This window comes from Streptomyces sp. SID13666 (assembly GCF_010548325.1).
In the GTDB taxonomy this organism is placed as follows: Bacteria; Actinomycetota; Actinomycetes; order Streptomycetales; family Streptomycetaceae; genus Actinacidiphila; species Actinacidiphila fildesensis.
Map to the genome: position 1 here is coordinate 129259 of NZ_JAAGLX010000011.1, position 22452 is coordinate 151710.

Below are 22452 nucleotides of genomic sequence, written 5' to 3' on the forward strand. Positions count from 1 at the left end.
GAGGTTCCATGGCAGCAGAATCCATCGGTCGGCTACTTGTCCGGCTGCGCCGGGAGCGTGGCTGGACGCAACAGCAGGTGGCAGACGCGTACTGCGATGCGTCCGGCACCATGACCAAGGACGCCCGCGAGGTGGGCCGCTGGGAGCGCGGCACACGCCTTCCGACGCTGCACACGCGCAGGCACCTGGCCGTTGTGTTCGGTGTGCCGCTGAGCATGCTGGACCGGGCCGTGAGCGTCGCTCGGCAAGGCCGTAGCGGCTCACCGGAGACCGAAGCGCTGACGGGAGAGGTGGTCTCCGTGGACCGGCGCACATTCGTTGCGGGAACAGCCGCGGGCGCACTCGCAGGTCTTGCCGCCCCGCAGCATGTGGACCCTGCGCTCGTGACGTACTTCGAGCAGCAGCTCGCGGGTCATTACCGGGCGGACATGCTCCTCGGTCCGGGCGCGCTCATCAGCACGGTGACCGCGCAATGCGACCTGATCGGGCAGTTGATCGACCGGGCTGACGGTCCCACGCGCCGGAGGATGGCCAAGGTCGGGGTCTCCTACGCCACGTTCGCCGCGTGGCTCTACCTCGACGCGGGCAATCCCGCGGCATCGCTGCAGTGCCACGACGTCGCGCAGGAGCTCGCGCACCGCTCCCATGACCGGCAGGCCGTTGCGTGCGCTCTCGTTGACCGTGCGATGGCACGCACCGACCAGGGCGCCGGCCGGGCCGTCATCGACCTGTGCGAGGGCGCCATGATGGACGCCCGCCATCTCCCCGCCGAGTTGAAGGTGTTCGCGCTGCAGCAGCACGCCCACGGCGCCTCCCTCCTGGGCGATCGCTCACAGGTCGACATGCTCCTCGACAAGGCCGGCCGTCTCGTCAACCGAGTGCATACCGAGGAATGGGGAACGTCATGCCTACGCACCACCCACTACGTGGAGGTGCAGCGCGCGACCTGTTACGGCCGGCTCGGGCTGGCCCGCGAGGCAGACCAGGTGTGGCAGCAGATCATCCCTGAGGCACCCACGGCGTCGCGTAGGGACGTCGGCGTGTGGTCTGCCCGCCAGGCAGTAGCCGCCGCGACCGTGGGGGAACCGGAGCGGGCCGTCGAGCTGACCCGGCAGGCCGTGGACATCGCGCTCCTCACCGGCTCCGCGCGGACCCGGCGGGTACTCGCCGCCGTAGAGACGGCGATGCAGCCGTGGCAGGCTGAACCGATCGGCCAGGACCTGGCGGAGGTGCTGGCGCCCATCGGCGAGAGGGTTTGACCGTGGCTGAGGCACTGTCGACGGAGCAGATCGAGGAACGCATCAAGGGCATGACGGGCTGGTCGACGGACGGCCGCAAGGTGGAGCGCTCGTACTCGATCCCGCACATCCAGGGTGCCGCCTTCATCGTGCACATCGCCGCCATCCAGGACGACCTGGGCCACCACTCGGACGCGACGCTCGGCTACAGGACCGTGCATGTGTCGATTAGTTCGAGCGACATCGGCGGGTATGTCGCGGAGCACGACATCGAGCTCGCCCGGCGTATCGAAGCAGCAGCGACGGGGCACGGCGCCCGGTAGCCGGGGGCGCGGAAGGTCCCGCCCTCAGTGGGCGGGACCGCTGCGCGACCGTGGGCGGGTCAGTCGTTGACGACGACCACGCGGCCGGTGGTCTTGCCGTCTGCTACTCGCTGTACGGCGGACGCCGCCCCGGCCAGGGGGACCCGCTCGCTGATGTAGGGCTTGACGCTGCCCTCGGTGGCGAGGCGGGTGAGGGTTTCGTGGGCCTGGAGGACTGCTTGGGGGTCCTTGGTGTTGTAGAGGCCCCAGTGCAGGCCGAGGATCGAGTAGTTCTTAACGAGGGCGTGGTTGAGGCCCGGGGTCGGGACCGTGCCGCTGGTGAAGCCGACGATGACGATGCGGCCCTCGAAGGCGATGCACTTGGTCGACCTGGTGTAGGCATCGCCGCCGACCGGGTCGTAGACGACGTTCGCGCCGCGGCCGTTGGTGGCTTCCTTGACGACGGCCACGAAGTCCTCGCTGTAGCGGTCGACGACGAGGTCGGCCCCCAGGTCGCGGGCGACCTTCGCCTTGTCGGGGCCGCCGGTGACGCCGATGACGGTGGCGCCGGCGGCCTTGCCGAGCTGGATGGCGGCACTGCCGACGCCGCCGGCGGCGGCGTGCACCAGGAGGGTCTCGCCGGGCTGGAGGGCGGCGCGGCGGTGGAGTCCGAACAGGCCGGTCTGGTAGCCGATGTGCAGGGCCGCGGCCTCGGCGTCGTCGAGGGCGTCGGGGGCGGGCAGTACGGTCGCGGCGCTGATGACGGCGAGTTCCGCGAAGGCACCGTGCGGCAGGGATGCCGGGGAGATGACGCGGGCGCCGATGTCGAGGCCCGTCACGCCCTCGCCGAGGGCGAGGATCTCGCCGCACAGTTCGACGCCCGGGGTGAACGGCAGCGGCGGGCGGATCTGGTACTGGCCGCGGCAGAGCAGGGCGTCGGGGAAGTTGATGTTCGCGGCGCGTACCCGCACCAGCACTTCACCGGGGCCGGGCTGCGGGTCCGGTACCTCGTCGAGGCGCATCGCCTCGCGCGGCTCCCCGTTCTCGTGCACGCGCCATGCCTTCACCAGGTACCTCCAGTTATCGGGGCTGCCGCACCGAGTGCAGCAGCATGTCTGCGAAGTCCTCGGCGACCGTGGTGGCGGACAGCGGGCCGTCCGCGCGGTACCAGGTGCCGAGGTGGTGCACCGAGCCGAAGAAGTAGTCGACGACGAGGTCGGGCCGCAGTTCGACGCGGAAGATCCCCTCGCGCTGGCCCTCCTCGATCAGGGCCCGGAACTTCTCGTGGTAGCGGCGGCGCTCGGCGCGTACCGCCTTCTGCTTCTCCGGGCTCAGCTGGTGCATCGACCGGAAGAAGATCTTGGTGTCGTCCAGGTTCTCGATGCTGGTGACGACGACGTCGGCGGCGGCCTCGGCCAGCCGGGTGGGTACGGGGGCGGCCTGGGCGGCGATGGAGTCGAGACGCTCGGTCTGCAGCCGCAGCACGCGGGCGTAGATCTCGTGCAGAAGATCGTCCTTGGAGCCGAAGTAGTGGTAGAGCGCGCCCTTCGTCACCCCGGCCGCCTCGACGATCTCCTGCACCGAGGTGCGGTCGTAGCCGCGCTCGGCGAAGAGGCGGGTGGCCTCGGCGAGCAGCCGCTCAGGGACCGCGGTTGCCTTGGTGGTCGTGCTGCGTGCCATGGCCTGCCCTTTCTCCGTACCGATGCGCCGGCCGAACATTCCGACCGGTATGGACCCTATCCGGCGCGGGCCTTCAGTTCGCGCCGGAGGATCTTGCCGCTCGTGGTCTTGGGCAGCTCCTCGAGGATCTCCACCTCGCGCGGGTACTTGTACGCGGCGAGCCGCTCCTTGCAGTACGCGATGAGATCCGCGGGTTCGGCCGTCCGGTCCGGCCGCAGGCTGACGTACGCCTTGACGCTCTCGCCCCGGTAGGCGTCGGGGATGCCGACGACGGCGGCCTCGCGGACGGCGGGGTGGGTGTAGAGCACGTCCTCGACCTCGCGCGGCCAGACCTTGAAGCCGGACGCGTTGATCATGTCCTTCTTGCGGTCGACGACGTACAGCCAGCCGGCCTCGTCCATGAAGCCGATGTCGCCGGTGCGCAGTTCGCCGCCGGGCAGGGCCGCCGCCGACTCCTCGGGGCGGTTCCAGTAGCCGGGGACCACCATCGGGCCGCGGACGCCGATCTCGCCGTGCGTGCCGAACGGTACGTCCGCGCCGAGCTCGTCGAAGATCCGCACCACCGTGTCGGGACCCGGGACGCCGACGGACAGCGTGCCGGACTCCGGGTCGACGGGTGCCTCCTGGCCGGCCGGGACGCTCGCGCAGGGCGCGGTGCACTCGGTCAGCCCGTAGCCGTTGCGTATGTAGGGCCCGAACTTCTCGCGGAAGCCCTCGACGACGGCGGGCGGCAGCGGGGCGCCGCCGGAGTAGATGTAGTGGAACGACGCGAAGTGGTCCCGGGTGGCCTCCGGGCGGGCCATCAGCGCCATGAAGGCGGTGGCGGGGCCGACGGTGTAGGCGGGGCGGTACTCCTGGAACGCCTCCAGGACGACGCCCGCCTCGAAGCGGTTGGTGAGCGCCAGGGTGGCGCCGTTGGCGATGGCCGAGGAGAGCTGGGCGACCATCCCGGTGATGTGGAACAGCGGCGCCATCGCGAAGATCACCGAGCCGTCGGGCAGGGCGAGCATGCAGCGCTGCCGGTCGGCGTTGTAGGAGATGTTCCCGTGGGTGTTCATCGCGCCCTTGGGGGCGCCGGTGGTTCCGGAGGTGTAGCTGATCAGCGCGGTGCCGTGGCGCTCGGGGGCCGCGGTGGGCGGCGGTCCCGCGGCGGCGCGGGCCGCGGTGAGCAGGTCCTCGGCATCCGTGGCGGGGAACCGGTCGCCGGGCAGGACGCGGTGGTCGTCGCGCGTCTGCAGGTCCAGCTCGCTGGTGACGAGCGCGATCGAGACCTGCGAGCCGGCCACGGTCTCCCGGACGTAGCCGTCCCAGGCGCGGTCGGAGCAGACGATCGCCCGGACCCCGGCGTCGGCGAGGATGTGGGCGAGCTCATGCGTCTTGTACATCGGATTGACCGGCACGACCGTGCCGCCGGCCTTCCACGCGCCGAGCAGCGTGATCACGAACTGCGGGATGTTCTGCAGCATGACCGCGAGCCGGTCGCCGGGTGCGAAGCCGCGTTCCGCCAGATGGTTCGCCAGGCCGTCGGAGAGCTCGTCGACCTCGCGGTAGGACAGCCGTCCGTCGAAGTAGGCGAGGGCGGCGCGGTCCGGTACCCGGGCGACCGAGGCGCGGAAGGCGTGCAGCACGCTCGGCGGGGCGTCGGGCAGTGCACGCTGCTCCTCGGTGAAGTGCTGGAGCCACGGCTTGGCCGCGTACGAGATCACGTGCGGTCCCCGCCCTCTGAGCCCGTGATGTGCTCCAGTTTCTGCTGCAGGCGGTTCATTCCGTCGATCCAGTGCTCCGGGTCCGCGGCGCGGGCCGCGTAGTACCCGGCGACCTCGGGGTGCGGCAGGATCAGGAACTGCTCGGCGGCGATGCCCGCCATGACGGCGTCGGCGAGCTCCTCCGGCTCGATCGCGGTGGGCGCGAGCACCAGCTCGCCCGCGGTGCCGGCGGCGCGCATCATGTCGGTCCGCACGCCCTGCGGGCAGACCGCGTGCACGCGGATGCCGCGGTGCCGGTAGGTGAGCGACAGCCACTCGGCGTAGGCGTAGGCGCCGTGCTTGGTGACCGAGTACGGCGCGGCGCCCACCATGGTGAGCAGCCCGGCGGCGGAGACGGTGGCGACGAAGCGGCCGCTGCCGCGTTCGAGCCATTCGGGCAGCAGCTCGCGGGCGGCCCGGACGTGGCTCATGACGTTGACGTCCCAGGAGCGTTCCCACTCCTCGTCGGTGGCGTCGGGGCCGCCGGTGCCGATACCGGCGTTGGCGCAGAAGACGTCGATCGTGCCGCCGAGCGCGTCGCGCGCCTTGCCGACGATGCCCGAGGCGTCGCCCGGTACGGCGATGCCGCCGATCTCGTCGGCGACGGCCTGCGCGGCTCCGGCGTTCAGGTCGTTGACCACGACCCGCGCGCCCTCGGCGGCGAATCTGCGGGCCAGCGCGGCACCGATGCCGCCACCTGCCCCGGTGACGACCACTCGGGCATCGCGCAGTGTTTCCACGACCACGATCGTGTCTCCTTCGACTCGACTGGCTACGGCTCCTCTCGCATACTAAGCGGTCGGTCAGGTCGACGGAAGAGCAAAATCGTCTGCGCGGGGTATGGCCGGTCTCCTCCCTGTTCGGGATGATGCGCGCACATGGCGCGGATCGAGGCCACGAGCGGGCGTGGCAGGCCGCGCCGGCTGGGGGCACCTCCCAGCGGTGGCTGGGAGAGGGACTTCGGCGATACGACCGAGGGGGACCGCCGTGACAGCGATGAGTGTGCAGCCCTACTGGGAACTGACCTTCGACGCGGACGGGGACGTGGACACCCGGCAGCGTGATCAACTACTGGCGGGAGTGGCCGCCGAGGGGGTCACCGATCTGGTGATGTTCTCGCACGGCTGGAACAACGACCAGTCCATGGCGACCTGGCTCTACGACCGGTTCTTCGCGCCCTTCCCCGGGCTGCTCGGCACCGGCACGCGGGTACGGCTCGGTTACGTCGGCGTGCTGTGGCCCGCCATGCGGTTCAGCGACGAGCCCATCCCGGACTTCACGCCCTCGCTGATCGCCCCCCTCCCAGCCACCGCGACCGTCCCGGCCGCCCCCGGCGGCCGGACGGAGCTCAGCGAGGAGACCTGCCGGGCCCTGACCGGCACGTTCCCCGGCCAGGACGCGACGGTGCGGCGACTGGCGGAGCTACTGGTGGAGTGTCCCGACTCCCCCGAGGCGTTAGGGGAGTTCGCGCGGCTGGTCCGCGACCTCGTGGCACTGCCGGCGGGCAGCCCCGCCGCCGCGTTCGCCGCGGACTCCGGCGACGGCGGGCCGCAGCCCGACCCGGCGATCCTCGCGGACGACCCGGTCGGGCTCTGCGCGGAGCTCACCGCGGCGCTCCAGGAGACCGGTGTCGATCTGGGGCCCGACGAACCCGGCGAACAGCAACTGTTCGGCGGGCTCGGGAAGAAGCTGTGGAACGGCGCTCACGAACTGCTGCGGCAGGCCACGTACTTCGCGATGAAGCGGCGGGCCGGCACGGTCGGGCAGCACGGTCTCGGCCCGGCGCTGGGCCGGCTGTCGCAGGCGGCGGGACCGGTACGGGTGCACCTGGTGGGGCACAGTTTCGGCGCCCGCCTGGTGTCGTTCGCGCTGCTCGGACTGCCCGCCGGGGCGCACAACGTCAAGTCCGTGACGCTGCTCCAGGGCGCGTTCTCGCACTACGCGTACGCGCGCCGGCTGCCCGGCGACGCGTCGCACTCGGGGGCGCTGCGCGACGCGGAGAACCGGGTGGACGGGCCCGTGGTGTCCTGCTTCTCCAGCCACGACACCGCGCTCGGGGTGATCTACCCGCTCGCGTCACGGCTGTCGCGCGACGACTCCTCGCTCATCGGGCTCGGCGACCGCTGGGGCGCGATGGGCCACGACGGCATCCAGGCCGTCGACGGCACCCGGCGGGCGACGATCGAGGACGCCCGGGCCGGCCGGTTCCCGGCGGCCGGGTGTGTGAGCGTGGACGTGTCGGCCGTGGTGTGCAGCGGCTCTCCGCCGGCGGGCGCGCACAGTGACATATGCCATGAGGAACTGGCGCGGGTGGTGCTCGCCGCGGGACGGATCTCGCACTGAGTCCCCGTCCCGCGGCGTGCACGTGCTTCCTGAACCGCGACCGGAACCGCTACCGGTGCGCGGGGAACTCCACGACCTGCTGGAACGTCGGCCGGTTCTGCCAGCTGATCTTGTCCTGGGTGATCCCGCCCAGCGGCCGCTGGATGATCGTGTCGGAGCACCACTGGTCGCCCGCCGAGCAGTTGGCGTCGGCCGGGTAGACGGTGGTCGCGGGCTTCGCGACCGCCTGCTTCAACGTGGCCAGCAGCACGTCACGGCAGGCGCCGAGGGTGCCGCCGCCGCAGAAGGCCTGCGGCGTCCAGCCCTGCACCGGGTCGCCGAGGACCGTCCGCAGGTCCTTGTCCGCGTAGCTCCACCAGCCGTACTGGAACGCGCTGCCCGCGTGCGCTCCGGTCGGCCCGTGGCCGGCGGACGGTGACTCGTCGATCGACAGGTTCGCGGTCAGCGCCGTGTACAGGCCGTCGCCGAGACCGGGCCGGAACGCGCCGTCGATCAGCAGCGGCCACCACGCGTCCATGGTGCGGACCGCGTCCGCGTTCGCGTACACGTGGGAGCCCGCGGAGGTCTCCTTGCGCTTGCTGCCCGCCGTGCCCCAGTCGGACAACTGCTGGACGGCGGTGGCCAGTTGCGGGTCGGTGACCGGTGCGCTGCGCAGCACGCGCAGCAGCTCCGGCAGGACGTCCTCACCGCGCAGGTCGGTCAGCGCGGCGTCGGCCATCGCCTTGGTGAGCGCGGACCGGGTCACCCCGCCCGCGGCGACGAGCTTCTTCACCCGGTCATTCAGCAGGTCCCCGCGGTGCACGGGGCCGTTGCCGAAGCCGGCCGAGGTGAAGTCCTTGGCCTGCTTGTTGTTCCACGAGACGTAGTAGTCCTGGTCGACGGACTGCGGGTGCTGCGCGGGCGGGGTGTAGGTGGCGGTGTTCGACGCCGGGTCCCAGCCCTGCCACTCGTAGGCGGCCTCCGCCTTCACCGGGAACGAGGGGTCCACGCCGGCGGCGCGCACCGGATTCGTCCCGCTGTTGTAGTAGGCGGTCTGCCGCGAGTCCGCGTAGAACCAGTTGAAGGTGTAGTTGATGTGCTGGGTGGCCTGCTGGAACGTGGCCGCGTCATGGACGAAGCCGGGATCGTTCAGCATCTGGAAGCCGATGATCGAGTCGGCCTCGTGCCGGTACGAGCTGCGCAGCGTCGTGTACGCGACCGCCTTGCCGCCGACCGTCGCGCGGTACTCCACCGGCCCGTACGCCGTGCGGTAGACCTGCATCCGGTAGGAGCCCGCGGCGGTCGAGTCGGCGACGGTGGGCTTCCAGGAGTTGACGCGCTCCAGCTTCTCCATGGCCGTGCAGACACCGTGGTAGACGTAGTGCACGGCGTCCTGGCACAGCTCGACGGCGTAGGTGTCGGTGATGTCCTGGCCGGCCGAGGTGGCGCTCCAGGCGTAGTCCTGGCCGCGGCCGAGTTCCACGTACATCCCGAGCCCGGCGAACGAGGCGCCGCGCGCGCTGATCCCCGGGCCCTGGAGCTCCTGGAGCATCAGCAGCTGAGGTGCGAAGTAGCCGGTCTGCGGGCCGAACACGGCGAGCGGATGACCGCTGGCGGTGTGCGCGCCGCTGACCACCAGCGCGTTGGACATGCCCTTCTTGGTGGAGAACAGGTTCGCCGGCAGCGCCCCGTTGTCGAAGATGCCCTGCGCGTCCTTGAGCGGGCCTGCCTTGACCGGGGTCTTGGCGGCGGTCGCCGCGCCGCCCGTCCGGTCGTAGACCAGCGGCTCCGCAACGACCGTTCCGGGCACGGGCATCGCCGCGCCCTGCGGGTTCGCCGGCTTGCCCGCGTACGGGAAGCTGGATCCGTCGTGCACGGTGAGCATGGCCTCGGGGTCGTTGCGCTCGCGGAACGTCTCCCAGACCGTGGTGCCCTGGGTGACTCCGTACTTCTGCTGCGCGGCGAGCAGCGAGATCGCGCTCTCCACCTCACCGCCACCGCCGGAGCCGAACAGCGCGCCGATGACCGAGCCGAGAGCGATCAGGTCGGTGAGTTTGAATGGCTGGATCTCGCCGGCATTGGTGATCGCGTCGATCTGGCCGGTCAGCACGTACTCGCCGGGGAAGTAACGGCCGTTCTTGGACTGGGTGATGTAGGCGTTGATGCCGTTGACGTACGCCGTCACGTCGGCCAGCGCCTGCTGCCCGCGTGCGCCGTTGCCCGCCGTGATCTGGTCGACCTGCGCCTGGAGGTCCGCCTCGGTGTACGGGGCGGCCCGCCAGAACTCCTGCTCCAGCTGCTGGTTGGCGGCCGCGCCGCCCGCGAAGGACGACAGCTGACCGCGTCCGACGTGCCGGAACAGGTCCATCAGCCACAGCCGGTCCTGCGCTGCCGCGTATCCCGCGCCGTACTCCGTTCCGTCGCGGGTGGTGCCCTGGATGTGCGGGACGCCGGTCTTCTTGTCGCGGGTGATGGTGACGTCGGCGCGCGGTGTCGTCACCGACGCGACCTGGCCGGACGGGACGCCGAAGGAGGCGTCGTTGAAGAAGTTGGTGATGGTGGCATCGGTGAGCGACGGATAGCCCGTGGCCAGGTTGGCGTACGGTCCGAGCTGGTCGGCGGCGTGCACCGGCCGGGTGCCGAAGACCTTGTGGGCGAGGATGTCGGCGAGCGTCGCGTTGCCGTTCTCACCGGGCGGCAGGATGTCGCCGCACTGGCCCTGGCAGTAGTCGGTGGTGGGGTCCGCCGCCTGGGCCGCCTGCGGCAGCGGTACGACGAGGGTGACGCCGAGCGCGAGCAGCGCCGCGGCGGTCACCGTTCTGAACGTGCGGGTGACTGCCTCGCCCTTGCGGGTGCCTACCTTGCCGGTGCGTAGTCTGCCGTTGCGTTGTGGCATTCCTGCTCCTCCCGGAGGCCGATGCGCCGGAGGTTACCGCCGGTACGCTCACGCCGGAAGGTGAACATGCGTCACCTTTTTGTTCGGCTTTTCCAGCCGCCAACGGGTTTACCGACAAGCAACAGCCGTACCGGGAGGTAGGAGAGGACGTCCGCCGCTGGGAGGGCGGTTGGGACCGCCGTTGAGTACGCAGTCGGGACCGACGTTTCGGACCACCGCTCAGAGCGCGTCCCACGGGGCGGAGTCGAAGAGCCCGATCACCCGCTTCACCAGATCCACATCCGTCGGCAGGATCAGCTCGTCCAGCCGGCCGACCGGAGCGATCCCCCGGGAGTTGCAGGCGAAGGCGCCGTCGAACGATGCCACGTCCGCCACCGTGACCCGCCGGTGCCGCCACGGCAGGCCCGCCGCGTCCATCTCCCGCTGGATGATCCGCATCGTGATGCCGTGCAGGGCGGGCGCGTCGGGCCAGACGACCGTGTCGCCGTCCGCGAAGCCGACGTTGGTGATCGAACCCTCGGCGATCACGCCGCCGGGTCCGACGAGCAGCGCCTCGTCGAACCCCGCCTCGTGCGCGGCGTTGCCGAAGTAGCCCTGGGCGAAGCCTCCGACGTGCTTCACCTGGGCCACAGGCCGCTGGTAGTCGACGGACATCAGGCTCTGCGGACCGCTCGGCGCGGGTCCCGGACCCCGGACCGTCACCATGAGGGAGACGTCGCCGGCCTCGTCGGGGCGGAAGACATTGACGCGCACCGACGCGTCGACGTCGTCACCCAGCGCGTGCCGGACCGCGTCCAGCACCCGCCCTCCGTCCAGGCCGGTACCGAACAGCTCCTGGGTGGCGCGGTCCAGCCGGTCGAGATGGAAGTCGAGACCGCGCACCGCGCGCCCTCTGACCTGCATGGCGGTGAAGTGGCCGTAGCTGCTGACCATAACGAAGCGCGCCAGGGTCTCGGCGGTGGCGGGGTGGCCGTCGAACTCGATACGGAAGGCAGGGGTACCAGTCATGCCGTTCACCCAATCACGTCGCCTCCGCCGGCCGGCTCCCACACCGACCCGTCGTGCGCGAAGAGCACCCGCCGCGGGTCCAACGCGCAGATCCGGTCCAGCCACGACGGGTAGGGCGGCAGCGGGTGCGCCACGCCGTCGAGCGCGGCACGCCGGGCCAGTTGGTCCGCCGTGAAGTGCGACGCGGCATCGCGCGCCTGCCCCGCGAGCACGACCGTGCCGTCGCCCTGCCGCACCACCAACGACTGGTGCCCGTCGGTGTGCCCGGGCGTCGGCACGACCAGGACCCCGGGCCAGATCTCGGCCTCCCCCGTCAACTCCTCGTAGACCGCGCCCGGGAAGTCCACGAGCTGACCGGCCGTGTACCCGCCGTGCCGGGCGGCCGCCAGCTCCTGTGCCTGCACCAGGACCGGCCTGCCCGCCAGCAGCGGATTCCCCCCGATGTGGTCGAAGTGCAGATGGCAGTTGACCACCAGCGCGATGTCCCCCACCGCGACCCCGGCCGCCGCGAGCGCCTCCTCCAGCGGACGCCGCCTGGGCCGGTAATGCGCCTCCGTCTCCGGACCGGCGTCCCCGATCCCGGTGTCGAACAGGATCAGCCCCTCATCCCTGCGCACCAGATACCCGAGCACCGCCTCGACCCGCGGATACGCCTCCCCGGCCTCCTCCGCGGGCCGGACGAAGTAACCGAGATCAAGCCGCCGCACCGCCGCATCACCCTTCATCCGGCCATCCTCACGCCCGGCTCGTCCCGCGCCCCGCCGTTCCGCCGAGAGCTGACCGGCCGGTGCGCGGCCGGTTCCGGGCGGCGGCTTCGGGCGGGGTCTGGTCGCTACCGGCGGGTAGTGCGAGGATCGCGACGCACGGTGACGTGACGTCGAACAAGCAGAGGACGGGACAGCCATGGCGCAGCTGCACGATCTGACCGCGGTGGAGCAGGCGGAACAGGTACGAGGCGGATCCATTTCGCCGGTCGAGCTGACCGAGCACTATCTCGACCGCATCGAGCGGCTGAACGAGACCGTCGGTGCGTACATCACCGTGACCCCCGAGATCGCCCGCAAGCAGGCGGCCGACGCGGAGAGCGAGGCGGTGGCCGCGCGTCGCGAGGGGCGGGAGCTGCCGCCGCTGCACGGGGTTCCGGTGCCGGTGAAGGATCTCAACTTCGTGGCGGGGGTGCGCTGCACGCTCGGCTCGCGGGCGTACGCCGACCACGTTCCCGACATCGACGACCACGTGGTGACGAAGCTCCGCGAGGCGGGGACGATCCTGCTCGGCAAGACCAACACCCCCGAGTTCGGGCTGCCCTGTTACACCGAGAACCAGCTCGCGCCGCCCGCCCGCACCCCGTGGGACCTGGAGCTGTCCGCCGGCGGTTCCAGCGGTGGCGCCGCGGCGGCGGTCGCGTCCGGGCTGGCGCCGATCGCGCAGGGCAGTGACGGCGGTGGCTCGATCCGCATCCCGTCGTCGGTCTGCGGGCTGTTCGGCATCAAGCCGAGCCGGGGACGGATCAGCGGCGGTCCCGTGCAGCACGACGTGAGCGGTCTGAGCACGTCGGGGCCGATCGCCCGGAGCGTCGCGGACGCCGCCACGCTGCTCGACATCCTGGCCGGCCCGATGCCGGGCGCCCCGTACGCCGCGCCCTCGCTGCCGCCGGGCGCGAGCTTCGCCTCGTACGCCGGGGCCGAGCCCGGGCGGCTGCGGGTGGTGGCGCTGCCGACCCCGCCGGTGCCGGGCGTCGAGCTGCACCCGGACTGCCGGGCGGCGTACGACGCGGCGGCGGAGCTGCTGCGGGGCCTCGGCCACCAGGTGGACGAGATGGAACTGCCGGTGGACGACAGCATCCGCGACGCGTTCAGCAAGGCGTGGGGGGTGATGTCGACCGTCTACCCGGTCGCCCCGGAGCACGAGGAGCTGCTGATGCCGCTCACCCGGCATCTGCGTGAGCAGGGCGGCCGGGTGACGGGGGCGGAGTTCGCGGCGGCGCTGTACGCGTTCCGCGCGCTGGGACAGCTGATCGCGGACGCGCTGCTGTCCTCGTACGACGTCATCCTGACCCCGACGCTGGCCCAGCCGCCCGCCCCGGTGGGCGGGCTGCGCAACGACGCCGACCCGGAGGCGGAGTTCGCCGGCCTGGCGGCCTTCACGCCGTTCACCCCGCTCTACAACGCCACCGGCCAGCCGGCGGTGAGCGTGCCGCTGCACTGGACGCCGGCCGGTCTGCCGATCGGCGTGATGTTCGGCGGCCGGTACGGGGACGAGGCCACCCTCATCGCGCTGTCGGCGCAGCTGGAGGCGGCCCGGCCGTGGGCGCACCGGCGTCCCTCGATGTGGTGAGCGGACCCGTCAGGCAACGCTGAACCCTCCTGTGTCCGCCGTCCGGGCGTTGACATGGCCGACGCGCGGAACCATGCTGAGCAAGCGCTTAGTAACCCGTCGGACAGTTGGGCACAGGAGGCATCAGATGTCGCAGGCCAGGATCTTCGCTTCGCTGGACGATCTCCGGGCGGCGGTCGGCGAGCAGCTCGGTACGACCGGCTGGCTGGAGATCGACCAGAAGCGGATCGACCTGTTCGCGGAGGCCACCGGCGACCACCAGTGGATCCATGTCGACCCGGAGAAGGCCGCGCAGGGACCGTTCGGCACCACCATCGCGCACGGCTATCTGACGCTGTCGCTGATCCCGTCGCTCACGCCCGACCTCTTCCGGGTCGAGGGCGTGAAGATGGGCGTCAACTACGGCGTCAACAAGGTCCGCTTCCCGGCGCCCGTCCCGGTCGGTTCCCGGCTGCGGGCGACCGCGCAGATCGCGGAGGTCACCGAGGTCGGCGGGGGCGTCCAGCTCGTCACCAAGGTGACGATCGAGCGCGAGGGCGGGGACAAGCCGGTGTGCGTCGCGGAGACGGTGGCCCGCTTCTACCTCTGAGAGCCCTACGGCTGCCGCGGGCCGACCATGCGCCCGACGAGATCGGCGTAGAGCACGCCGACGTCGTCCGGCGTACGGCGTCCGTCGGGGTTGAACCAGCGGGCGACGTCGATGCACAGCGACAGGATGGCGAGCGCCGTACCGGCGACGTCCGGCACGTCGAACTCGCCGGTCCGTACGCCGTCCTCGATGATCGAGCGGACCGCGCGCTCGGACTTACGGCGCAGAGCGACGATCTCGGTGTAGTGGTCCTCGGCGAGGGCGCCCAGCTCGTACTGCACGACGCGCGCGGTGGTGTGCCGCTCCGCGTGCCAGCTGACGAAGGCCCGGACGGCGACGGCGAGCCGCTCGCCCGGCGCGCCGGCGCCGTTGGCGGCCTCTTCGAGCAGCCCGACCGAGCGCAGATGGCCGACCCGGCTGATCTGGTAGAGCAGCTCTTCTTTGGTCTTGTAGTGGATGTAGAGCGCGGCGGGGCTCATCCCGGCGCGCCCGGCGATGTCGCGGGTCGTCGTCGCGTGATACCCGCGCTCGGCGAACGCCTCGACCGCGGCGATCACCAGCCGACGGGCCGCATCGGGGGTGACGTCGCTCCACGCGTCGGGCGTTCCTGCCTCCACATCCATGGCCGACACCCTACAGCCAAGGTGAGCAAGCGCTTAGATACCGGCCGGTCGGTCAATCGGACCGGGCTAGAAGGCGGAGACCCCGGTCAGGGCGCGCCCGATGAGCAACTTGTGGATCTGACTGGTGCCCTCGTACAACGTCATGACGCGCGCGTCCCGCAGCAGCTTCCCCGCCGGGTACTCGTCGATGTACCCGTACCCGCCGAACACCTGCAGCGCGTTGTTGGCGGCGCGCACCGCGGCCTCGCTCGCGTAGAGCTTCGCCACCGAGGACTCGGTGGCGAAGGGCAGCCCGCGGTCGATGTGGTCGGCGACCCGCCAGGTGAGGAGCCGGGCGGCGTCCACGTCCACGGCGATGTCGGATATCAGCTCCTGCACCAGCTGGTGGTGAGCGATCGGCTTGCCGAACTGCTCGCGCTCCCCCGCGTACGCCACGGCCGCGTCCAGGCACGCCTGGGCGATCCCGACACAGCCCGCCGCGACCGACATCCGGCCCTTGGCCAGGGCGGACATCGCGACCGAGAAGCCCTTGCCCTCGGGCGCGATCATCGCGGAGGCCGGTACGCGGACACCGTCGAGCACCAGCTCGGCGGTGGCCTGACCGCGCAGCCCGAGCTTCCCGTGGATCTCCGTGCGGGTCAGCCCAGGGGTGTCGGTGGGCACCAGGAAGGCACTGACGCCCTTGTGACCCGGCGCCGTCGCGGGGTCGCCGGTGCGCGCGAAGAGCAGCACGACATCGGCCCAGGTGCCGTTGGTGATGAACATCTTCGAGCCGGTGATGACGTACGAGTCCCCGTCGCGCACCGCCCGCGTCGTCAGGTTCGCGGCGTCCGAGCCGGTACCGGGCTCGGTCAGCCCGAAGCAGCCGACCGCCTCACCGGACGTGAGCCGCGGCAGCCACGCGCGCTTCTGCTCCTCGCTCCCCCAGTACGCGATCGACTTGGCGACCAGCCCCAACGACACCGAGACGATGCCGCGCACGGCGGAGTCGCCACGCCCCAGCTCCTCGGTGACGAGGCAGTACGCGAGATGATCACCGCCCGAGCCGCCGTACTCCTCGTCGATGGTGAGCCCGAGGAACCCGAGCGCGCCGAGCTTCTTGACGATCCCCCGGTCCACGCTCTCGGCGCGGTCCCACGCCACCACGTGCGGCGTGATCTCGCGCTCCGTGAAGTCCCTGGCGAGCTGCCGGACGGCGGTCTGCTCCTGCGAGAGCGCAAGGTCCACGGGGGGCACCTCCCATAAATTAGCACCGCTAGTTTTCAGTACGCAGGCCCTACTATGCGTGGCATGGCCCGCCCTCGCAAGCCCCTCCTGAACCGCGAACTCATCGTCGCCGCGGCGCTCACGCTCGTGGACACGGAAGGCCTGCAGGCGCTCTCGACCCGGCGGCTCGCGGCCGTACTCGGGGTCAGCGGGCCGTCGCTCTACAACCACTTCAAGGTCAAGGACGACATCCTGGACGCGGTCGCCGACACGGTCGTCTCCCAGGTCGATCTGTCGATGTTCCAGGGCGGCCCCGACTGGCGGACAGCGCTCCTGGAATGGGGCCGCTCCTACCGCGCGGCCCTCACCGCCCACCCCAACATCGTGCCGTTCCTCGCCCAGGGCCCCGGCCGCCGGCCGGCCGGCCTCCGCATGGCCGACGCCGTCTTCGGCGGCATGGTCGACGCCGGCTGGCCCCCCGCCCACGCGACCCGCATCGGCGCGCTGATGCGGTACTTCGTGGCCGGCTCGGCGCTCGGCTCCTTCGCCCGCGGCTTCGTCGACGACGCGGGAGCGTACGACCCGGCCGACTACCCGCACCTGGGCAGCGCGCATCTGCTGGCGGAACATCAGCAGCAGGTCGACGAGGGGGCTTTCGACCAGGGCTTGCAGGCCCTGGTCGACGGACTCTCCATCCAGTTCAAGGACGGCGGTTACGATGCCCCGCATGTCTGATGACGTGCGGGTGGAGTACCGGAAGTACGACGGATCGTTGCACTGGAACATGGCCATGCGCCGACTGGGCGAGGACGAGCACGGCGTCTGGCTCGGGGCGCCCAAGGGAAGCGTCTCGCGGAAGGGCCACGGCCCGGAGATCGTGTTCGCCGACGCGTACGTGCTGCTGTTCCCCCGCGAAGCGTGGTGGACCGGCACCTTCAACGCGGCACCCCGCCGCACCGAGATCTACTGCGACGTCACCACCCCGCCGCAGTGGCTCTCCCCCACCGAGGTCACCATGATCGACCTGGATCTCGACGTCATCCGCAAGCGCGGCGAGCCGACACCGCTCCTGGTGGACGAGGACGAGTTCGCCGAGCATCAGGTGCGCTACGGATATCCGGCCGACGTCATCGAGCAGGCCGCCGGAGCGGCGCAATGGCTCATGCAGCAAGTAGGCGACGGAGCCGAGCCGTTCACCACGGCCTACCGCGGGTGGCTCGCCCAGGTCGAGTAGAGACGGCGCGGCAGTCGATTTCGAACCGCCGCCCCGCAGGACCCGGGCACCGCACCCACCACGCACCATCAGTCGAAAACCACCAAGGCCCGGCCACCCCGCCCAGCCGTCATAGCCTCGAACGCCGCCGGGATGCCGTCCAGGCCAATGCGTTCCGTCACCATCGCGCCCAGGTCGAGACGCCCCGCCCGAATGTGTTCCGCGAGCACCGGCAGGTCCCTGGCCGGGTCGCTGTTCCCGTACACGCAGCCGGACAAGGTACGGCCGAAGTAGAACAGTTCCAGCGCGGAGAACGTGACCTGCTGGTCCTGGCCGCCGATGCCGACGACCGTCGTCCGCCCGCCGCGGCGGGTCGCCGACCAGGCGGTCCGGATGGTGTCGGCGCGGCCGACGCACTCGATCGCGACGTCCGTCCCGTACCCGCCCGTCAGCTTGCGGATCCGCTTCGCGGTGTCCGACGTGCCGGAGGAGTCGTCGGAGGCGAGCACGAACTCGGTGGCCCCCGCCGCCCTCGCCAGTTCCTCCTTCGCCGGCGAGACGTCGACGGCGATCACCGGCCCGGCGCCCGCGATGCGGGCGGACTGCAGCACGGACAGCCCGACGCCCCCGACCCCGAAGACCGCGACCGACTCACCGGCGCGGACCCGCGCGGCGTGGTGGACGGCCCCGTAACCGGTGAGGACCGCGCAGCCGAGCAGGGCGGCGTCCGTGAGCGGGATCCCGTCCGGCAGCGGCAGGATCGCGTTCTCAGGGACGACCGTCTCCTCGGCGAAGACGGCGGTGCCCAGGCCCGGGTACAGCTCGCTGCCGTCGGCGGAGAGCTTCGCGTACGGGACGGTGGCGGCGGCGCCGGCGTTGGCGCAGAGCCAGGGCTCGTCCAGGGCGCAGAAGTGGCAGGCCCCGCAGGAGGGCGCCCAGTTGAGGACGACGCGGTCGCCAGGAGCGACCGCCGTGACCCCCTCGCCCACCTCGATGACGGTCCCAGCGCCCTCGTGCCCGAGGACGGCCGGGACGGGCTGGCGCAGGGTCCCGTTGGACAGCGACAGGTCGGAGTGGCAGACACCCGCGGCGGCGAGACGCACCCGGACCTGGCCCGGGCCCGGTGCCGGGATCTCGATCTCGGTGACGATCAGGGGCTGGCTGACGGCGGGAAGGACGGCGGCGCGGACCACGGGGTTCCTCTCGGACTCTCTGCTGGGACTGCTCGGGTCACCCGGCTCTGACGGTGTTCGGGCAGCCGGAAGCACGGTACTCAATCACCGCGGAACACCGGACGGGGGCCGGACCCGGAACCGGCCCTCGGAACCGGACCTGAGCACCGGACCGGAGAACCGGACCTCAGAACTGCAGCGACTTCGTCTGCAGGTACTCCGCCAGCCCATGGGCACCGAGCTCCCGGCCGACACCCGACTGCTTGTACCCGCCGAACGGCGCCAGCGGGTTGAACCGGCCGCCGTTGATGTCGACCTGCCCGGTGTCCATCCGGCGGGCGAAGGCCACGGCTTCGGACTCCTCGGCCGCCCAGACCGCGCCCGCGAGACCGTAGACGGTGCCGTTGGCGATGCGCAGGGCGTCGTCCTCGTCCTGGTACTTCAGGATCGCGACGACCGGGCCGAAGATCTCCTCCTGGGCGATGGTCATGTCCGGGGTGACGTCGGCGAAGACGGTCGGCCGGATGTAGTAGCCGTCGCCGAAGCCCTCGGGGGCGTCGGGCCCGCCCGCGACGACCCTGGCGCCCTCCTCGATGCCGCGCCGGATGTAGCCGCGGACCCGGTCGCGCTGTTTGGCGTTGACGACCGGCCCGAGCCGGTCCCCCGGCACGTACTTGGCGGCGGCGGCCGTGGCGATCTCCACGGCCTCGTCGTAGCGGTCGGCGTCGACGAGCATGCGCGTCCAGGCGCTGCAGGTCTGGCCGGAGTTGGCGAAGACATTGCCGAGCCCCACGTTGACCGCCTTGGCGAGGTCGGCGCTCGGCAGGATGACGTTGGCGGACTTGCCGCCGAGTTCGAGGGCGACGCGCTTGACGGCGGCGCCCGCGGTGGCGCCGATCTGCTTGCCGACGGCGGTGGAGCCGGTGAACGAGACGAGGTCCACGCCGTCGTGGGCGGCCAGCGCCTGTCCGGCGACCGGGCCGAGGCCGGTGACCAGGTTGAACACCCCGGCCGGGATGCCCGCCTCGTCGACGGCCTCGGCGAAGAGCTGCGCGGTGAGCGGGGTGTCCTCGGCGGGCTTGAGGACGATCGTGCAGCCGGCGGCGAGCGCGGGGGCGACCTTGGCGACGATCTGGTGCAGCGGGTAGTTCCAGGGCGTGATGGCGCCGACGACGCCCACCGGCTCCTGCAGGACGGTGGAGTTGCCGACCTTCTCCTCGAAGGCGTACGACGCGGCGAGCTGCGCGTACGAGCCGGCGACGGCGATCGGCAGGTCCGTGTGGACGGCGGCGGCGAAGCCGAGCGGGGCGCCGAGTTCGGCGCTGATCGTCCCGGCGATCTCCTCGCGGCGGGCGGCCAGCCGGTCGCGCAGCGCGCCGATGAGGGCGGCGCGGTCGGCGGGGGCGGTCGCGGCCCACGCGGGGAGCGCGGCGCGCGCGGCCCGTACGGCGGCGTCGACGTCCTGCGAGGTGCCGGCCGGCACGGATCCGATGACCTGCTCGTCCGCCGGATTGACCACCTCGATCGACTCGTGCCCGGCGGCGGGGCGCCAGGCCCCGTCGATGTACATGCCGTCGTGAGCCTTCACGTCGTCGTCCTCCCGGTAGGGGGCGGGTTTGCCTGACCCACCCAAACTAGCGCCGTTAGTTTTCGCACGCCAGAGGCCCTTCCGTGCTCTGGCTCACGTGCGGACCCACGCCCGCGCGCCGCCCTGACAGGACGGATCGGGCGACCGCCCACGCCCGCCGGACGGAGATCAGTCACCGCCCGGGAGACCCGGGAGACCCGGCACACCCGGCAGCGCCGAGACCTGCACCGGGAAGCCGTTGAGGACGGCCGTGCCGGAGAGCGGGTCGAGGCGGCTGCCGTCCAGGAGTTGGTTGACGTTGACCCCGGGGTGCAGCCCTGCCGTGGCGAGCCGGGTGCCGCCGCGGTCGTGGCCCCAGCCGTGCGGCAGGCTGACGACGCCCGGGCGTACGGCGTCGGTGACCTCGACCGGTGCCTCGATCTCGCCGCCGTCGCCCTTCACCAGGGCGGTCCCCCCGTCCGCGAGCCCGAACCGGGCCGCGTCCTCGGGGTGGACCTGCAGGGTGCACAGGTTGGTGCCGCCGGAGAGCGCCGGCAGGTTGTGCATCCAGCTGTTGTTGGAGCGCAGGTGGCGGCGGCCGATGAGGACGGGCCCCGCCGCCCGTTCGGTCAGCGAGCGCAGCAGCCGCGGCACGTCGGCGGCGATCGGCGCCGGGGCGAGTTCGATCCGGCCCGACGGGGTGCGGAGCACCTCGGGGATGCGGGGGGCGAGCGGACCGAGGTCGATGCCGTGCGGCTGGGCGAGGACCTTGTCGAGGGTGAGGCCGTACGGGCCGAGGCGGAGCATGAGGTCGAGCCGCCGCTCGTATCCGGTCCGGCCGCCGAGCCGGGCCGCCAGCTCGGCCGGGTCGCCGCCGTGCAGCGGCGAGAGCGGGTCGGCGGTCGCGCGGGCGAGCAGCCGGACGATGGCCTGTTCGTCCACGGCGGCGGGGTCCGCGTCCGGCCCGGCGCCGGACAGGATCTGGACCAGCCGGGCGTAGATCTCGGGCTCGCCGGGGCGGCCGTCCTCCAGTTCCACGACCGGGCGGCTGTACCGCACGGTGTTGCGGACGGCGAGCGTGGAGAAGGCGAAGTCGTAGTGCGCGCTCTGCGTCGGCCGCGGCGGCGGCAGGACGACGTGGGCGTGCCGGGAGGTCTCGTTGAGGTACGGGTCGACGCTGACCATGAAGTCCAGCCCCGCCAGCGCCCGGTCGAGACGGTGGCCGTCGGGCGCCGAGAGCACCGGGTTGGCGGCGAGGGCGATGACGGCCCGGACGCGGCCTTCGCCGGGGGTGTCGATCTCCTCGGCGAGGGCGGTGCTGGGGAGTTCGCTCTTCACCTCGGGGTGGCCGGAGACCCGGCTGTGCCAGCGGCCGACGGTGAAGCCCTTGCCGGGCGCGGCGGGCCGGGGTGCCCGTGCGGTCGGGGAGAGCGGGAACATGGCGCCGCCGGGCCGGTCGAGGTTGCCGGTCAGCACGTTGAGCACGTCCACGAGCCAACTGCACAGGGTGCCGAACTCGACGGCGGTGCTGCCGAGCCGCCCGTAGACGGCGGCGCTGGGCGCGGCGGCCAGTTCGCGGGCGAGGGCGCGGATCTCGGCGGCCGGCACCTCGCACACGCCCTCGACGGCCTCCGGGGTGAAGGCGGCGGCGAGCGCGCGTACCTCCTCCACGCCGGTCACCTGGTCCGTGAGCGCGCCGAGATCGGTGAGGCCCTCGGCGAACAGCACCTGCACGACGGCGAAGAGCAGCGCGGCGTCGGTGCCCGGCCGCAGCGAGACGTGCCGGTCGGCGACCTCCGCGGTGCGGGTGCGCTTGGGGTCGATCACGGTGATCCGTCCGCCGCGCCGACACAGCGCTTTCAGCTTGCCGGGGAAGTCGGCGGCGGTGGCCAGACTGCCGTTGGAGACCAGCGGGTTCGCACCGATGATCAGCAGATGGTCGGTACGGTCCAGGTCGGGAACCGGGATCGCGTTCGGGTCGCCGAAGAGATAGCCGCACGCGACGTGCTTGGGCATCTGGTCCAGGGTGCTGGCGGAGAAGATGTTGCGGCTGCGCAGCGCGCCGACGATCTGCGCGGGGTAGAGGCCGCCCGCGACGGTGTGGACGTTGGGATTGCCGAGGACGACGCCGACGGCGTCGGGCCCGTGCGCGGCGGTGACCGCGCCGAGCCCGGCGGCGACGGCGGCGAACGCCTCGGCCCAGCCGGTCTCGACGAGCCGGCCGTCCCGGCGTACGAGGGGGCGGCTCAGCCGGTCGGGGTCGGCGTCGAGTGCGCCGAAGGTCGCCCCCTTGGGGCAGATGAAGCCAGCGCTGAACACGTCGTCGCGGTCGCCGCGGGCGCTCGTGACCGTGTCACCGTCAAGGGTGAGTGTCAGACCGCAGGTGGCCTCGCACAGCGGGCAGATACGCAGGGCGGTACGGGTCATCGGGCTCTCCTGGGACGACGGCAGCGCACGTACAGGCGAGCATACCGACCGGTATGCATGTGGGAACCCCCAGGACGGCCCCAATCGGGGCGAGGGCTCGACGAACCGGCCTGCCGTCCAAGAGAGG

At 71.9% G+C, this 22452-nt stretch carries 19 protein-coding genes; 7 read left to right on the forward strand and 12 right to left on the reverse strand.

The annotated features are described in order from the left end of the window. The first annotated feature begins 8 nt into the window (after positions 1-8). Together G3I60_RS17240 and G3I60_RS17245 are read left to right on the forward strand one after the other, a co-directional pair. A complete protein-coding gene (locus tag G3I60_RS17240) occupies positions 9-1259 on the forward strand; it encodes a helix-turn-helix transcriptional regulator (protein WP_164293769.1) in 1251 nt (416 codons plus the stop codon). A gap of 2 nt (positions 1260-1261) precedes the next feature. Continuing rightward, positions 1262-1561, forward strand: a complete 300-nt coding sequence (locus tag G3I60_RS17245; protein ID WP_164293770.1) for a 4a-hydroxytetrahydrobiopterin dehydratase — start codon at positions 1262-1264, stop codon at positions 1559-1561. Positions 1562-1620: 59 nt separating this feature from the next. On the opposite strand, the gene G3I60_RS17250 is transcribed toward G3I60_RS17245, so the two are convergent. From G3I60_RS17250 to G3I60_RS17265, 4 genes are read right to left on the reverse strand one after another with little or no spacing between them, the layout of a single operon-like run. After that, the gene (locus G3I60_RS17250) at positions 1621-2607 is read right to left on the reverse strand and encodes an NADPH:quinone oxidoreductase family protein (protein WP_164293771.1); all 987 of its coding nucleotides are present in this window, start codon (positions 2605-2607) and stop codon (positions 1621-1623) included. A 13-nt stretch (positions 2608-2620) separates the two neighbouring features. Continuing rightward, positions 2621-3220 (reverse strand): TetR/AcrR family transcriptional regulator, encoded by a 600-nt coding sequence (locus G3I60_RS17255; RefSeq protein ID WP_138353295.1) that lies wholly within the window; start codon positions 3218-3220, stop codon positions 2621-2623. Between the two features lie 56 nt (positions 3221-3276). Beyond that, the gene (locus tag G3I60_RS17260) at positions 3277-4926 is read right to left on the reverse strand and encodes an AMP-binding protein (RefSeq protein WP_164293772.1); all 1650 of its coding nucleotides are present in this window, start codon (positions 4924-4926) and stop codon (positions 3277-3279) included. After that, the gene (locus G3I60_RS17265; protein ID WP_138353375.1) at positions 4923-5705 is read right to left on the reverse strand and encodes an SDR family oxidoreductase; all 783 of its coding nucleotides are present in this window, start codon (positions 5703-5705) and stop codon (positions 4923-4925) included. Before G3I60_RS17265 ends, G3I60_RS17260 begins: the two co-directional genes overlap by 4 nt. Positions 5706-5961: 256 nt before the next feature. Here G3I60_RS17265 and G3I60_RS17270 point away from each other — a divergent pair, with 256 nt between their 5' ends. Further along, on the forward strand, positions 5962-7308 hold the full coding sequence (locus G3I60_RS17270; RefSeq protein ID WP_164293823.1) for an alpha/beta hydrolase: 1347 nt from the start codon (positions 5962-5964) through the stop codon (positions 7306-7308). 49 nt (positions 7309-7357) lie between these two features. On the opposite strand, the gene G3I60_RS17275 is transcribed toward G3I60_RS17270, so the two are convergent. The 3 genes from G3I60_RS17275 to G3I60_RS17285 all read right to left on the reverse strand — a co-directional run bounded on the left by G3I60_RS17275 (position 7358) and on the right by G3I60_RS17285 (position 11916). After that, positions 7358-10183 carry a penicillin acylase family protein gene (locus G3I60_RS17275; RefSeq protein ID WP_164293773.1) on the reverse strand — a complete coding sequence of 942 codons (2826 nt, stop codon included), beginning with the start codon at positions 10181-10183 and terminating at the stop codon, positions 7358-7360. Between the two features lie 219 nt (positions 10184-10402). Further along, entirely contained in the window at positions 10403-11191 is a 789-nt protein-coding gene (locus G3I60_RS17280; protein ID WP_164293774.1) for an aminotransferase class IV, read from the reverse strand. Positions 11192-11196: 5 nt separating this feature from the next. Beyond that, on the reverse strand, positions 11197-11916 hold the full coding sequence (locus G3I60_RS17285) for an MBL fold metallo-hydrolase (protein ID WP_164293775.1): 720 nt from the start codon (positions 11914-11916) through the stop codon (positions 11197-11199). 178 nt (positions 11917-12094) lie between these two features. Here G3I60_RS17285 and G3I60_RS17290 point away from each other — a divergent pair, with 178 nt between their 5' ends. Then, positions 12095-13528, forward strand: coding sequence for an amidase (locus tag G3I60_RS17290; RefSeq protein ID WP_164293776.1), 1434 nt, complete (start codon positions 12095-12097; stop codon positions 13526-13528). A gap of 127 nt (positions 13529-13655) precedes the next feature. Next, the gene (locus tag G3I60_RS17295; protein WP_138353301.1) at positions 13656-14117 is read left to right on the forward strand and encodes a MaoC family dehydratase; all 462 of its coding nucleotides are present in this window, start codon (positions 13656-13658) and stop codon (positions 14115-14117) included. Positions 14118-14122: 5 nt separating this feature from the next. Here the strand turns inward: G3I60_RS17295 and G3I60_RS17300 are convergent, their stop codons facing one another. Beyond that, the gene (locus G3I60_RS17300) at positions 14123-14740 is read right to left on the reverse strand and encodes a TetR/AcrR family transcriptional regulator (RefSeq protein ID WP_138353302.1); all 618 of its coding nucleotides are present in this window, start codon (positions 14738-14740) and stop codon (positions 14123-14125) included. A gap of 66 nt (positions 14741-14806) precedes the next feature. Next, complete coding sequence (locus G3I60_RS17305) at positions 14807-15967, reverse strand: acyl-CoA dehydrogenase family protein (protein WP_164293777.1); 1161 nt, start codon at positions 15965-15967, stop codon at positions 14807-14809. 63 nt (positions 15968-16030) lie between these two features. Here G3I60_RS17305 and G3I60_RS17310 point away from each other — a divergent pair, with 63 nt between their 5' ends. Both G3I60_RS17310 and G3I60_RS17315 read left to right on the forward strand, forming a co-directional pair. Continuing rightward, positions 16031-16681, forward strand: coding sequence for a TetR/AcrR family transcriptional regulator (locus G3I60_RS17310; RefSeq protein ID WP_138353304.1), 651 nt, complete (start codon positions 16031-16033; stop codon positions 16679-16681). Next, positions 16674-17180, forward strand: a complete 507-nt coding sequence (locus tag G3I60_RS17315) for a DUF402 domain-containing protein (protein WP_203673148.1) — start codon at positions 16674-16676, stop codon at positions 17178-17180. The genes G3I60_RS17310 and G3I60_RS17315 overlap by 8 nt, the downstream gene beginning before the upstream one ends. A gap of 68 nt (positions 17181-17248) precedes the next feature. Here the strand turns inward: G3I60_RS17315 and G3I60_RS17320 are convergent, their stop codons facing one another. The 3 genes from G3I60_RS17320 to G3I60_RS17330 form a co-directional block, all read right to left on the reverse strand. Next, positions 17249-18352, reverse strand: a complete 1104-nt coding sequence (locus G3I60_RS17320) for a Zn-dependent alcohol dehydrogenase (RefSeq protein WP_164293779.1) — start codon at positions 18350-18352, stop codon at positions 17249-17251. Positions 18353-18518: 166 nt separating this feature from the next. Continuing rightward, positions 18519-19919, reverse strand: a complete 1401-nt coding sequence (locus tag G3I60_RS17325) for an aldehyde dehydrogenase family protein (protein WP_138353307.1) — start codon at positions 19917-19919, stop codon at positions 18519-18521. A gap of 168 nt (positions 19920-20087) precedes the next feature. Further along, positions 20088-22325 carry a molybdopterin-dependent oxidoreductase gene (locus tag G3I60_RS17330; RefSeq protein ID WP_164607404.1) on the reverse strand — a complete coding sequence of 746 codons (2238 nt, stop codon included), beginning with the start codon at positions 22323-22325 and terminating at the stop codon, positions 20088-20090. Positions 22326-22452 lie beyond the last annotated feature (127 nt).

Excerpts from the sequence above, each read along its gene's own strand:
- G3I60_RS17240 (WP_164293769.1), top strand. The coding sequence starts at position 9 with ATGGCAGCAGAATCCATCGGTCGGCTACTTGTCCGGCTGCGCCGGGAG.
- G3I60_RS17255 (WP_138353295.1), bottom strand. The coding sequence starts at position 3,220 with ATGGCACGCAGCACGACCACCAAGGCAACCGCGGTCCCTGAGCGGCTG.
- G3I60_RS17270 (WP_164293823.1), top strand. The coding sequence starts at position 5,962 with ATGAGTGTGCAGCCCTACTGGGAACTGACCTTCGACGCGGACGGGGAC.
- G3I60_RS17275 (WP_164293773.1), bottom strand. The coding sequence starts at position 10,183 with ATGCCACAACGCAACGGCAGACTACGCACCGGCAAGGTAGGCACCCGC.
- G3I60_RS17280 (WP_164293774.1), bottom strand. The coding sequence starts at position 11,191 with ATGACTGGTACCCCTGCCTTCCGTATCGAGTTCGACGGCCACCCCGCC.
- G3I60_RS17285 (WP_164293775.1), bottom strand. The coding sequence starts at position 11,916 with ATGAAGGGTGATGCGGCGGTGCGGCGGCTTGATCTCGGTTACTTCGTC.
- G3I60_RS17290 (WP_164293776.1), top strand. The coding sequence starts at position 12,095 with ATGGCGCAGCTGCACGATCTGACCGCGGTGGAGCAGGCGGAACAGGTA.
- G3I60_RS17295 (WP_138353301.1), top strand. The coding sequence starts at position 13,656 with ATGTCGCAGGCCAGGATCTTCGCTTCGCTGGACGATCTCCGGGCGGCG.
- G3I60_RS17300 (WP_138353302.1), bottom strand. The coding sequence starts at position 14,740 with ATGGATGTGGAGGCAGGAACGCCCGACGCGTGGAGCGACGTCACCCCC.
- G3I60_RS17310 (WP_138353304.1), top strand. The coding sequence starts at position 16,031 with ATGGCCCGCCCTCGCAAGCCCCTCCTGAACCGCGAACTCATCGTCGCC.
- G3I60_RS17315 (WP_203673148.1), top strand. The coding sequence starts at position 16,674 with ATGTCTGATGACGTGCGGGTGGAGTACCGGAAGTACGACGGATCGTTG.
- G3I60_RS17330 (WP_164607404.1), bottom strand. The coding sequence starts at position 22,325 with ATGACCCGTACCGCCCTGCGTATCTGCCCGCTGTGCGAGGCCACCTGC.